We start from the raw sequence: 11,920 nt of genomic DNA, 5'->3' as shown, positions 1-11,920 counted from the left end.
GTAAGACACCGCCGACACAATATTTGAAAGGGGCCCCTTCTTCCGGACCGGAAGAAGGGGCCCCTTTCCATTTCCAAGACGCTCCGGAGCAGCGCTGGTGGTGTGACGCGAACTACAGTCGGGGCGTGGACGATGCCAAGCTCAGCAACGACCAGCGCACGCTGAAGCCTCGCAGCAGCGAGGTCACTGAAGGTATGGAACGGGCCGCGGCGCGCGGCATGCTGCGTGCTGTCGGCATGCAGGACGCCGACTTCGCGAAGCCGCAGATCGGGGTCGCGTCATCCTGGAACGAGATCACCCCGTGCAACCTCTCTCTGCAGCGCCTGGCCCAGGCGGCGAAGGAAGGCGTGCACGCGGCCGGCGGCTATCCGATGGAGTTCGGCACCATCTCGGTCTCCGACGGCATCTCGATGGGCCACGTCGGCATGCACTACTCCCTGGTGTCGCGGGAGATCATCGCCGACTCCGTCGAGACCGTGATGGAGGCCGAACGGCTGGACGGCTCGGTGCTGCTCGCCGGCTGCGACAAGAGCCTGCCGGGCATGTTGATGGCCGCGGCCCGACTGGACCTGGCCTCGGTCTTCGTCTACGCCGGTTCGATCCTGCCTGGGCGTGTCGACGACCGTGAGGTCACCATCATCGATGCTTTCGAAGCGGTCGGTGCGTGCGCGCGCGGCCTGATCACGCGCGAGGAGGTCGACCGCATCGAGCGCGCGATCTGTCCTGGCGAGGGCGCTTGCGGCGGGATGTACACCGCTAACACCATGGCCTGCGCGGCCGAAGCGCTCGGCATGTCGGTCCCGGGTTCGGCCAGTCCGCCATCGGTGGATCGGCGTCGCGACGCGAGTGCGCGCGAAGCTGGCCGCGTGGTCGTCGGCATGCTGGCCCGGCACCTGACCGCTCGGCAGATCCTCACCAAGGAGGCGTTCGAGAACGCGATCGCTGTGACCATGGCCTTCGGCGGGTCGACCAATGCCGTGCTGCACCTGCTCGCCATCGCGAGGGAAGCCGAGGTCGATCTGCAGTTGGACGACTTCAACCGGATCGGCGACCGGGTGCCGCACTTGGCCGACGTCAAGCCGTTCGGCCGGTACGTGATGCCTGCGGTGGACCGGATCGGCGGAGTGCCGGTGGTCATGAAGGCCCTGCTGGACGCGGGTCTGTTGCACGGCGACTGCATGACGGTGACCGGACGCACAGTTGCGGAGAACCTCGCTGAGCTTGACCCGCCGGAGCTCGACGGTGAAGTGCTGCACCAGCTGTCGAACCCGATCCACCCCACCGGCGGCCTCACCATCCTGCGCGGATCGTTGGCGCCCGACGGCGCGGTGGTCAAGAGCGCGGGCTTTGATTCGACGAGTTTCGAAGGTAGGGCAAGGGTTTTCGACGGCGAGCAAGGTGCCATGGACGCCGTGGAGGACGGCTCGCTGAAACCCGGTGACGTCGTCATCATCCGCTACGAGGGGCCGCGTGGCGGGCCGGGGATGCGGGAGATGCTCGCCGTGACCGGCGCGATCAAGGGCGCCGGCCTCGGCAAGGACGTCCTGCTGGTCACCGATGGCCGATTCTCCGGCGGCACCACCGGGCTGTGCATAGGGCACGTCGCGCCGGAAGCCACTGATGGCGGACCTATCGCGCTGGTGCAGGACGGCGACCCGATCCGCCTCGACCTCACCAGCCGCACCCTGGACCTGCTCGTCGCCGACGAGGAACTCGTGCGGCGCCGCGAGCGCTGGTCCCCACCGGCGCCGCGTCTCCGCAAAGGCGTACTCGGCAAGTACGCGAAGCTCGTCGGCTCCGCGTCGGAAGGAGCGGTTTGCTCGTGATCAAGATCGCAGGCCCTGCCGAGGTTGCGGCTGGGCCTGGGCCTGGAGCTGTTCTGCCTCTTCCTTGCTGATCGGAGACGTCGTGCCGCACCAGGTGCAGGTCAGCGCGTACCGGGTGCTGGTCGGAAACAGCGGGATGAACAACAGCGTGAACTTGGTCATGCCCTTGAGGGTCGGTCGCGTACGTCCCTCGGCAGCCCGGGCAGACGAGCAGCAGGCTCGCCAGCCGTTGGACGGTGCTCCGGATCCCCAGGTGATCACTTTTTCTCCCCTGAGGCGGTGTGATCGGCAGCCGACGTTAGGGCACGTGCCGACGGGTCGGGCCCGAATGCGGCGGGTTGCTCCATCGTCGACGGGTGGAAGTGATCAGAATTGAAGCGAACGGACTGTTCACTCCGCCTATTGGCGTCAACAGGCCGTTCGCTTCAACAAGTCGGGTCGGGAGTCAGTCCCACTGGAGGGAGCCGCCCGACTGGTACTCGATGACCCGGGTTTCGAAGAAGTTCTTCTCCTTATCCAGGTCCATGGTCTCCGACAACGACGGGAAGGGGTTGTCGGCTTCCGGGAACACCGGTTCCAGGCCGAGCTGGGCGCAGCGCCGGTTGGTGATGAAGTGCATGTACTCGGCGCAAAGCTCGGCGTTGATGCCGAGCAGCCCGCGCGGCATGGTGTCGCGACCGTAGGCGATTTCCAGCTCACAGGCTTCGGTGAGCATCTGCCGGATCTCGGCTTGGAATTCTTCGGTCCACAGGTGCGGGTTTTCCAGCTTGATCTGGTTGATGCAGTCGATGCCGAAGTTCAGGTGGATCGATTCGTCGCGCAGGATGTACTGGTACTGCTCGGCGATGCCGACCATCTTGTTCCGCCGGCCCAGCGCGAGGATCTGCGCGAACCCCGTGTAGAACCACATACCTTCGAAGATCACGTAGAACGCGACGAGGTCGCGGAGGAAGGCCTGGTCGGCTTCGGTGCTGCCGGTGGAGAAGTCCGGGTCTTCCAGGCTGCGCGTGTACTGCAGCGCCCAGGCGTCCTTGTCGGCGATTGACGGAATCTCCCGGTACATGTTGAACAGCTCGCCCTCGTCGAGGCCGAGGCTTTCACAGATGTACTGGAAGGTGTGGGTGTGCACGGCCTCCTCGAAGGCCTGCCGCAGCAAGTACTGGCGGCATTCGGGGTTGGTGATGTGCCGGTAGACGGCGAGGACGATGTTGTTGGCCACCAGGGATTCGGCGGTGGCGAAGAAGCCGAGGTTGCGCTTGACCAGCAGGCGTTCGTCGTCGCTGAGCCCGTCAGGTGACTTCCACAGGGCGATGTCGGCCTGCATCGAGATCTCGGTGGGCATCCAGTGGTTGTTGCAGCCCGCGAGGTACTTCTCCCAGGCCCACCCGTACTTGAGGGGGAGCAGCTGGTTGACGTCGGCGCGGGCGTTGATCATCGCCTTGTCTCCGACGTCGACGCGCCCACCGGCGCGGTCGATCTCGCCGAGCCCGGCGGCCGAGGATAGGGACTCCAGGGAGGTCATGCTGTGTTGCTCCAAGAAAAATCGCGCAGTTCGGGACCGCGTGTCGTAACGGACTAGGCGCCGGACCCGGGTTGGGGTGCTATTGGCAGGCTTCGCAGTCGGGGTCTTCGACCGAGCAAGCAGCGCCGGTCGTGGTCGGCGCCGTCGGGACGGCGTTGAGCTTGCCGTCGGTGCCGCGCAGGGTGCTCTTCTCCACGTGGGTCGCGCTCGTGGAGCGCAGGTAGTACGTGGTCTTGAGGCCCTTCCGCCAGGCGAGGCGGTAGAGCTCGTCGAGCCTTCGGCCACTGGGCCGGGAGACGTAGAGGTTCAGCGACTGCGCCTGGTCGATCCACTTCTGCCGGCGCGCCGCCGCCTCCACCAGCCAGCGCGCCTCGATCTCGAACGCGGTGGCGTAGAGCTCCTTGAGCTGCTGCGGAATCCGCTCGATCGGCAGCAGGCTGCCGTCGTGGAACTTGAGGTCGGCGATCATCGCGTCGTCCCACAGCCCAGCCTGCTTCAGGTCGGCGACCAGGTGCGGGTTGACCACGGTGAAATTGCCGGACATGTTCGCCTTGACATACAGGTTGCGGTAGATCGGCTCGATCGACTGGTTCACGCCGCAGATGTTGGAGATCGTGGCGGTCGGGGCGATCGCCATCACGTTGGAGTTGCGCATCCCGACGGTGCGCACCCGCTCCCGCAGCGCCTCCCAGTCCAGGGTGGACGAGCGGTCCAGGTCGACGTCGCCGCGGGCGTCGGCGAGAAGGTCGAGCGAGTCGATGGGCAGGACGCCCCGGCTCCAAAGCGATCCGTCGAAGGACTCGTACCGACCCCGCTCGGCCGCGAGCTCGCTGGACGCGGCGATCGCGTGGTAGCTGATCTGCTCCATGCTGCGGTCGGCGAACTGGACGGCGGCCTCCGACGAAACCGGGATGCGCTGCGCGAACAGCGCGTCCGCGAAGCCCATGAGGCCCAGCCCGATCGGCCGGTGCCGCAGGTTGGACCGGCGTGCCTCGGGGATCGTGTAGAAGTTGATGTCGATGACGTTGTCCAGCATCCGCACGGCGGTGCGCGTGGTGCGCTCCAGCTTCGCGGCGTCGATGCCGTCGGCGTCGACGTGCCGGGCCAGGTTGATCGACCCGAGGTTGCACACGGCCACCTCGTCGGTGCTGGTGTTCAGGGTGATCTCGGTGCACAGGTTGGAGGAGTGCACGACCCCGCTGTGCTGCTGCGGCGACCGCAGGTTGCACGGGTCCTTGAAAGTGATCCAGGGGTGGCCGGTCTCGAAGAGCATCGTCAGCATCCGGCGCCACAGCTCCAGCGCGCGCACCCGGCGGAACACGCGGATCTCGCCGCGGTCGGCCGCTTGCTCGTAGGCGCGGTAGCGCTCGGCGAACGCCTTGCCGTAGAGGTTGTGAAGGTCAGGCGTCTCATCTGGGGAGAACAGCGTCCACTGCTCATCGGCCTCGACGCGTCGCAGGAACTCGTCGGGCACCCAGTTCGCGGTGTTCATGTCGTGGGTGCGGCGGCGGTCGTCGCCGGTGTTCTTGCGCAGGTCGAGGAACTCCTCGACGTCGATGTGCCAGGTCTCCAGGTATGCGCACACCGCGCCCTTGCGCCGGCCGCCCTGGTTGACTGCCACGGCGGTGTCGTTGGCGATCTTCAGGAACGGCACCACGCCCTGGGACTTGCCGTTGGTACCGTTGATGTGGGCCCCGATGCCGCGCACCGGCGTCCAGTCGTTGCCCAGTCCGCCCGCGTACTTCGACAGTCGCGCGTTGTTGCTGATGGAGTGGAAGATCCCGGAAAGGTCGTCATCCACAGTGGTCAGGAAGCACGAGGACAGCTGCGGCCGGGTGGTGCCAGCGTTGAACAGGGTCGGCGTCGAGCACATGAAGTCGAACGTCGACAGCAGGTGATAGAACTCGATCGCCCGCTCCTCGCGGTCGCCCTCGCGTAGCGCCAGGCCCATCGCGACGCGCATGAAGAACGCCTGCGGCAGCTCGAACCGGGTGCCGTCTTCGTGCAGGAAGTAGCGGTCGTAGAGGGTCTGCAGGCCGAGGAAGCCGAAGGCCAGGTCGCGTTCCGGCACCAGGGCGCGGCCCAGCCGGTCGAGGTCGAAGGAGCCCAGTTCCGGGTCGAGCCGCTCCAGTTCTACACCGCGGTGCACGTAGTCGGCGAAGTACGCCGGGTAGTGGTCGCGCATCTGCTCCTGGTCGGCCTCCTGCGGCTCGCCCAGGAAGCTCAGCGCCTCGCGGCGCATCCGGTCCAGCAGGAGGCGGGCCGTGACCTGCGAATAGTTCGGCTCGGTCTCGATGAGCGTGCGTGCCGCCATGACCTGGGCCAGCGAGAGCTCGTCGTCGCTGATGCCGGCGTAGCCGGTGCGCCGCACCTCTTCGAGCACGGCATCGGCCGACACGCCGGGCAGGCCGGCGCAGGCTTGGTGGACCACTGTGGACACGCGGGTCCAGTCGTTGAGTGTCGCCGTCACGGGCTCTCTCCCTCGCGAGCTCGGCGGACCACGACGGCGCGCGAGGAGACACGGCGGCAGGGGCCGCTGGTCGTCCGCGCGGACCCGCCCTCGAAGTCCCGGACAGCACGCTTCGCAACGTGCACCGGTGGCAGGTCTTCGGACTCACGGGCGGCCTACTGGTCGTGGCTTCCCAGGCTGCTCGCCCAGTGCTCTACCCGTTGCCGTCAGGCAGTCGGGTCACGACGTTCGTTCCCGTTCACCGCTGCGGGGCAGTCCCGGATTCGCACCGGGTTCCCTCTTGCCTCACCGGACGCATCCGGTGAACCACCAGCGAGCGACACACTACATGTTGGGTTCCGGGAGTGATCGGAAGGGCAGATAACGGCGCGTCGTGGTCCCGGTCGGCAGTGCGGGCGAGGTGGCTGAGACTTGGCGGCTGGAGGCCAGCGAAAGGGGTAGCGGTAGACGAGGCGAAGCTCCGGTCGTTGGTTTCGGAGTTGACGGCGGCGGAGAAGGCACGGTGGCTCCACCGGTACCGACTTTTGAACCCTGCACCCGATGCCGGAGATCGGGCTACGGTCGTTGGTGCAATCCGACGGGCCGACCGGGGTGCACGGTACGGCATGACGAGCGCGACCGTCGCTGTTGCTTCCGGTGGCGTCCGCGCTGGTGGCGACCTGGGATCGGGCGGCGGCGCGGACAGCGGGTGAGGCGTTCGGCGACGAGGCTCGGCGACGGGGTTTGGCACGTGGTGCTGGCGTCGACGATCAACGTGCACCGAAGTCCTTTCGGGGGGAGGCATTTCGAGAACTTCTCGCAGGAGCCGCTGCTGATCGCCGAGATCGGTCCCGAGGTCCTCGCGGGCATCCAGTCGCGTGGGGCAAGATCCCGGAAGAAGTTCTCGACGACAAGGTCCTGCGGGTGCTGCGATCGGCAGATCGGGTAGGTGCTTTCGAAGATTCCGAACCCCGGCGGCTCGCGGAGCAGGGATTCGTTTGCTGCGCAACGAGATCGTGGACGACGCGTCGCTGCTGCCGATCGGCCCGAAGGTCGCCATGGTCGCGATGATCGGCGATAACGCCACCATCCCGGCGGTGTAGGGCGGCGGGTCGTCGCACGTCAGCCGCCGCACGTGGTGACTCCGCTGGATGGATTGCGTGCGGGGCGGCCCGACGCGGATGTGGTTACCAGCGCGGTGTGCGGCATCGGCGATTGCTGGGCGTGCGGACGTTGCTGATCCGGCTGGCGAAGGCACCGGTATCCGGGTCGAATACCTCGGCAACAAGAAGAAGTCCGCGACAGCGAGTGCGCGGAACCGAGAAGCTGATGTGGCTCGGCGGCCTGCCGTCCATCGAAGTCGTTGCGGTTGCGGGGGAATCTCCAACTCGATCTCGGCGAGCACGTGTTCGGGGTGAACGGCACCGGCGCTTCCGCTACGAGCTCTCCGGCCGGGAGGTGCTGAATGCGGACGTGGTGCGCACCAACGGGATCGACGATCCGCTGGGCGACATGCTGGAACCACCCGAGCAGCGGTTCAACGTCGTGCTCGTCGAGTCGGACCAGGACGCCGACGGCCGGGCAGCCATGACCGTCGAGTTCACCCCGCAGCGCATCGACGCGCTGGTGGCGGTCGGAATCGGGCACCGAGCGCAGGTATGCGACGACGCGTCCGAACTCGCCGCCGCGCTGGCGATCGCCCGCGACGCCGACGTCGCGGTGGTCGTGGTCGGCACCAACGACGAGGTCGAGACCGAGGGCCGCGACCGCGCCTCGCTGGACCTGCCGAGCTCGCAGAACGAGCTGGTCCGCAAGGTTGCCGACGGCGAACCCGAACTCCGTCATGGTGGTCAACGCCGGTTCGCCGGTGCTGATGCTGCTGATGCCCTGGGCTTCCGACGCGGTTGGCGGGATTCGCCATCGCCGAGGCCGAGGCGGGAGCCGAGGTGTCGGTGGTGGTGGACGTCGAACCGGGCGGCGAGTTCGCGGTGGGGCGCAGCGCCGGGGACCTGCGGATTCGCGCAGCGAAGAGCCCGTGAGTCCGGCGGACGGACCCCGCGGGCTCTTCGCTCGGTCACTACTGCGGGAAGGCCTTCTGCAGGTCGTCCAGGACCAGGTTGGCGGCGATCGGGCCGAGGCCGAGGAACCAGGTGTCGTCGTGCACTTCGACGGCCTTGCCGCTCTTCACGACACCGAGCGTCGTCCACTGCACGGAGTTGACCACGTCGGTCAGCTGCTGCTTGGCGGTTTCGCCGTAGGCGGCGTAGAACAATTGGTCGCCGTCGACCTGGGAGATCTGCTCGCGGCTGATCTTGGTGAAGGTCTGGTCGGTCTGCTGGTTGTCGGGGCGGCCGAAACCCGCGTCGGCCAGGATCGTGCCGATGAACGAGCCCTTGCTGTACAGGCGGATGTCGCCGGGGATGAACCGCAGCATGCTGATCTTGCGGGCAGCGGGGTCGCCGGCCTGCTTGCCGATGTCGGCGGCGCGCTGCTGGTAGGTGTCGAGGATCTGCTGCGCCTCGGCCTTCTTGCCCAACGCCTCGGCGTCGAGCAGGAAGTTCTGCTTCCAGGTCTTGCCGACGCTCTCGGCGAACACCGTCGGCGCGATCTTGCTCAGCGCGTCGTAGTTCTGGTCGTCGCGCACCTTGCTGGAGAGGATCAGGTCGGGCTTGAGCGCGGCGATCTTCTCCAGGTTGGGCGAGCCGATGGTGCCGACGATCTCGAGGTTGCCGGCCTTCTCGGCGAGGTACGGCTGCAGGGTCTTGTTGGCGTCCGGCAGCACGGTGCCGACCGGCTTGATCCCAAGCGCCAGCACCGCATCGAGCTCCCCGGTGTCGAGAACGACGACGCGCTGCGGGTTACCAGCGATCTTGGTCTGCCCCTTGGCGTGCGTGACGATTCGCTCGTCGCCTTGGGGTGCGGCGGGCTGCTGGGGAGTCGACGAGCCGCACGCGGCGACGGTGCCGAGCGCGAGCACTGCGGTGACGGCCGCGAGCAGTCGACGGGGACGGAACATGATGCTCCCTGCTATTTGGTTGGCTCCAAAAGTTTGGCAAGCCTAACCTGGCTGAGGAAGGGAAACCAGCTTTGAGAGGGTTGTCACGGGGGAGCCGCCGCGAAGATGATTATGGCGTGGTAAAGGGGCGGACATGGAGTCGTTGATCCCGCGGGAGCGGGCCGAGATAGCCCCGGGCGCGGTGCACCTGCCCGACTGGCTCGACCTCGACCAGCAGCGCGAACTGGTCGTCGCGTGCCGGGAGTGGGCGCGCTCCCCGGCGGGCATGCGCTCCGCGCGGTTGCCGAGTCGGGGAGTGATGTCGGTGCGCACGGTGTGCCTCGGCTGGCACTGGTACCCCTACCGGTACTCGCGAACCGCCGACGACGGAGATGGCTCGCCGGTGACGCCGTTCCCGGCCTGGCTCGGCGACTTGGGGCGCAGGGCGCTGGCCGAAGCCTACGGCCGCGCCGCCGACGATTACCAACCGGACGTCGCACTGGTCAACTTCTACGACGACACGGCGAGGATGGGAATGCACCAGGATCGCGACGAGCAGAGCCGGAAACCGGTGGTGTCGCTGAGCCTCGGCGACAAGTGCGTTTTCAGGTTCGGCAACACGGAGAACCGGAACCGGCCGTGGACGGACGTGGAACTGTGCTCGGGAGACCTGTTCGTCTTTGGCGGCGAATCCCGCCTGGCCTACCACGGAGTCCCGAAGACGTACCCGGGAACCGGACCGGACGTGGGCATGACGGCAGGCCGCCTGAACATAACCCTCCGGGTGTCGGGAATGGACTGAAGTTCCAGCCGGTCAACACCCGTGAGTACTTTGAGCCGCTGTAACAGCCTGCCGTCGCACCCCAAAACCGCTCACGTCACTGACCAGCTGAAACTGCGGCGATCCGGCGTCAGAGCGTGGTCAGGAACATGTAGCCCATGCTCAGGGAGAGGACCAATTCGGTGGTGGCCGTCAACCTGGGCCGGTCTCGGGGCGGTCGGACGAGGTCGGTTCCGGCGAAGCCGGCGCTGAGCAGGCAGTAGGTCATCAGCACCCAGGCCACCAGCGGAAAAGCGAAGCCTGCGGGCTGTGCGCCGACCACGGCCAGCGCGCTGCCATGCGAGTGGCCGGACGAATGCACGGTGGACAACGACAACAGACCCCAAGCGGGTCCGTGCGGCCGAGCGGCGGCGAACATGTACGCCATGGTCAACCCGCCGACCAAGTGGTGCAGGTAGGTCAGCGCCGGACGCCGACGCAGCGCCAGTACACCCATCCAAACGGCGTTCGCGACGAACAGCGCAGCCCACGCGCCCGGCGGAAGCACCTGGGGCAGGAACATCGCGGACATTCCGATGCCCATCAAGACGTGAGCGACGTCCACGCTCCCGCAGCCACCCCAAGCCTCCGGAAGCCGCCAACGGCGGACCACCAACCGAACCAAGCACACCGAGGTCACCGCAATGACCGCCCCGCCCAACACCTGGTCGACCACCAACAACCCCCGGTGTCCGATCGGCAACTCGAGGTACCCGATTGTTCGCGCCCCACCACCCGAGGTCTAGGTCCAGTCGGTGCTTTCAAACACCCAACCCAAAACACCGAACACCAAAGCTCCTGGATGTCTTTCAAGGAACGGCGGTACCCAGGCCCGGAAGTGCCCCCTGCCTGATATCGGCCTCGAAACCAAGCCGCCGCACCGTGGGGTTTGAGGGAGAGACCCTCAATACGATGACGAGAACGCAAGGACTCGAACCCCGAACTCGCTGATTCTGGGGCGACATTCGACGACGACGTTGCTCAATGCCGGCCGTGCTCAGTGTGAATCGCGATCGCAAATGCCATCTAAGGATCATTGATTGCGGTCGTTCGACACTATTTTGCAAGGGAATAGTGTGGAGATCGGACTTTGTCTTCACCCGCAAAGGGGGCATCTGCCCTCACCTCGGCGTCCTGGCGACGCTTGATCAGCCTGGGGCAAGGTGGCAACGTCCGAGCCCACGGTATATGCCAGGTGCTCGTGATCAACTCGCGTGGCCTGGCAACCTCCCCTGCCACCGAACACCCGCGATGTTGAACTTGCGTTCGAGTGCTCGCCGTCGGCACCCGGGCGCGAGCTTCGGGTTCATCGTGGCTAAAGGCGATCTCCATCGCGCTTCTCCCGATGACGCTTAGGCCTGTCTTCGGCTACCATTATGTGACAAACCGGTCAACCCGTCATGAGTGCTGTATGTCTGATGCTACCCAACGCAATGTGAACGGTGCACAGTGTCATCAAAGGCTCGGTGCTGCCGAGCTCCGAAGTGCCCGATTGAGGCTGCTGCGCGAAGCATACCGGCGCGGCGGAGACCACACAGCTGTCCTGTTCGATACTGAGTTCTTGGGCGCTGCCGACAAGCCCACGGTCATGGAAGCGATCCTGCGGGCTGCGCTCACGGGCGGCGGTGCTGACTTCTGCGATCTGCAAGTACACGATCGGCAAGAGGGTGCACTGCGGATCCTGGCACAGCACGGTTTCAGGCCCGCGTTCCTGAGCTTCTTCGCAAGCATCACGACCGGCTGTCCCACCGCCTGCGCCAAGGCATTGGTCACCCGCACGCCTGTTCTTGTCGACGATGTCACCCGCAGCCCGATCTTCGTCGGACAGCCGACGCTGGCCCCGATTCTCGACGCCGGAACCCGCTCCGTCGCCTCGTACCCGCTACTGGACGGGGGACCGCGGCCGCTTGGTGTACTGTCGTTGCACTACAGCCGCCCTGGGCTCGGACGCGGAGTCCCCGAGCTCGTGGCACTCGGCGCTGCCACGGCGCTCAACCACTTTGCTCCCGGCGGGGATGGTCCCGGCCACTGGTATAACTTCACACTGTGACGGCTTCCGTCACGGCTTGCCCACTTAATAGCGCCGCTTCCGGCGGTGCAACCTTGCAGTGCCTGGGATCGAACCCAGAGCCCGTGGACCTTGTTTTCGTGATCATCAACGTTTGTCGTTGTCTATCAAGGCCTTTGGTTACCTGCACGAACGCAGGAGGCGGATTTAGCCGTTGCCGGCCAGTGTTTGCCGAACGTTTGCGGGTAATTGTTGGCAACAATAAGTTGGCATCCTCTCCCCGCTCCCACCTCGCGCGCT

General features: G+C 66.3%; 10 protein-coding genes, 1 pseudogene and 1 riboswitch. Of the genes and pseudogenes, 6 read left to right on the top strand and 5 right to left on the bottom strand.

Features of this window, described 5'->3' with window-relative positions:
• Positions 1–125: 125 nt before the first annotated feature.
• Complete coding sequence (gene ilvD, locus ACWDKQ_RS02640) at positions 126–1,826, top strand: dihydroxy-acid dehydratase (protein WP_450137014.1); 1,701 nt, start codon at positions 126–128, stop codon at positions 1,824–1,826.
• Here the strand turns inward: ilvD and ACWDKQ_RS02635 are convergent, their stop codons facing one another.
• The 3 genes from ACWDKQ_RS02635 to ACWDKQ_RS02625 all read right to left on the bottom strand — a co-directional run bounded on the left by ACWDKQ_RS02635 (position 1,827) and on the right by ACWDKQ_RS02625 (position 5,818).
• A complete protein-coding gene (locus ACWDKQ_RS02635) occupies positions 1,827–2,087 on the bottom strand; it encodes a hypothetical protein (protein ID WP_450137013.1) in 261 nt (86 codons plus the stop codon).
• A 184-nt stretch (positions 2,088–2,271) separates the two neighbouring features.
• Positions 2,272–3,363, bottom strand: coding sequence for a ribonucleotide-diphosphate reductase subunit beta (locus ACWDKQ_RS02630; protein WP_450137012.1), 1,092 nt, complete (start codon positions 3,361–3,363; stop codon positions 2,272–2,274).
• A 64-nt stretch (positions 3,364–3,427) separates the two neighbouring features.
• Complete coding sequence (locus tag ACWDKQ_RS02625) at positions 3,428–5,818, bottom strand: ribonucleoside-diphosphate reductase subunit alpha (protein ID WP_450137011.1); 2,391 nt, start codon at positions 5,816–5,818, stop codon at positions 3,428–3,430.
• A 112-nt stretch (positions 5,819–5,930) separates the two neighbouring features.
• A riboswitch (cobalamin riboswitch) is annotated at positions 5,931–6,144 on the bottom strand.
• 362 nt (positions 6,145–6,506) lie between these two features.
• Between ACWDKQ_RS02625 and ACWDKQ_RS02620 the strand changes: the two genes are divergently transcribed.
• From ACWDKQ_RS02620 to ACWDKQ_RS02610, 3 genes and pseudogenes are all read left to right on the top strand, one after another.
• Positions 6,507–6,746 (top strand): hypothetical protein, encoded by a 240-nt coding sequence (locus ACWDKQ_RS02620; RefSeq protein ID WP_450137010.1) that lies wholly within the window; start codon positions 6,507–6,509, stop codon positions 6,744–6,746.
• Positions 6,747–7,126: 380 nt separating this feature from the next.
• Positions 7,127–7,567: pseudogene (locus tag ACWDKQ_RS02615) on the top strand (hypothetical protein); the annotation flags it as partial.
• 134 nt (positions 7,568–7,701) lie between these two features.
• Entirely contained in the window at positions 7,702–7,836 is a 135-nt protein-coding gene (locus tag ACWDKQ_RS02610) for a hypothetical protein (RefSeq protein ID WP_450137023.1), read from the top strand.
• A gap of 38 nt (positions 7,837–7,874) precedes the next feature.
• Here ACWDKQ_RS02610 and ACWDKQ_RS02605 read toward each other — a convergent pair whose 3' ends face one another.
• Complete coding sequence (locus ACWDKQ_RS02605; protein ID WP_450137009.1) at positions 7,875–8,813, bottom strand: ABC transporter substrate-binding protein; 939 nt, start codon at positions 8,811–8,813, stop codon at positions 7,875–7,877.
• A 133-nt stretch (positions 8,814–8,946) separates the two neighbouring features.
• On the opposite strand from ACWDKQ_RS02605, the gene ACWDKQ_RS02600 reads away from it, so the two are divergent.
• Positions 8,947–9,594, top strand: coding sequence for an alpha-ketoglutarate-dependent dioxygenase AlkB family protein (locus tag ACWDKQ_RS02600; protein WP_450137008.1), 648 nt, complete (start codon positions 8,947–8,949; stop codon positions 9,592–9,594).
• 109 nt (positions 9,595–9,703) lie between these two features.
• Here ACWDKQ_RS02600 and ACWDKQ_RS02595 read toward each other — a convergent pair whose 3' ends face one another.
• Positions 9,704–10,315: a DUF5134 domain-containing protein gene (locus tag ACWDKQ_RS02595; protein ID WP_450137007.1), complete on the bottom strand. Its 612-nt coding sequence runs from the start codon at positions 10,313–10,315 to the stop codon at positions 9,704–9,706.
• A 789-nt stretch (positions 10,316–11,104) separates the two neighbouring features.
• Between ACWDKQ_RS02595 and ACWDKQ_RS02590 the strand changes: the two genes are divergently transcribed.
• Positions 11,105–11,662 (top strand): GAF domain-containing protein, encoded by a 558-nt coding sequence (locus tag ACWDKQ_RS02590; protein ID WP_450137006.1) that lies wholly within the window; start codon positions 11,105–11,107, stop codon positions 11,660–11,662.
• Positions 11,663–11,920 lie beyond the last annotated feature (258 nt).

The sequence above is a fragment of the Saccharopolyspora sp. NPDC000995 genome, assembly GCF_053599315.1.
The sequence above is the reverse complement of the archived record's forward strand: the minus strand, read 5'-3'. Positions and strand labels throughout refer to the sequence as shown.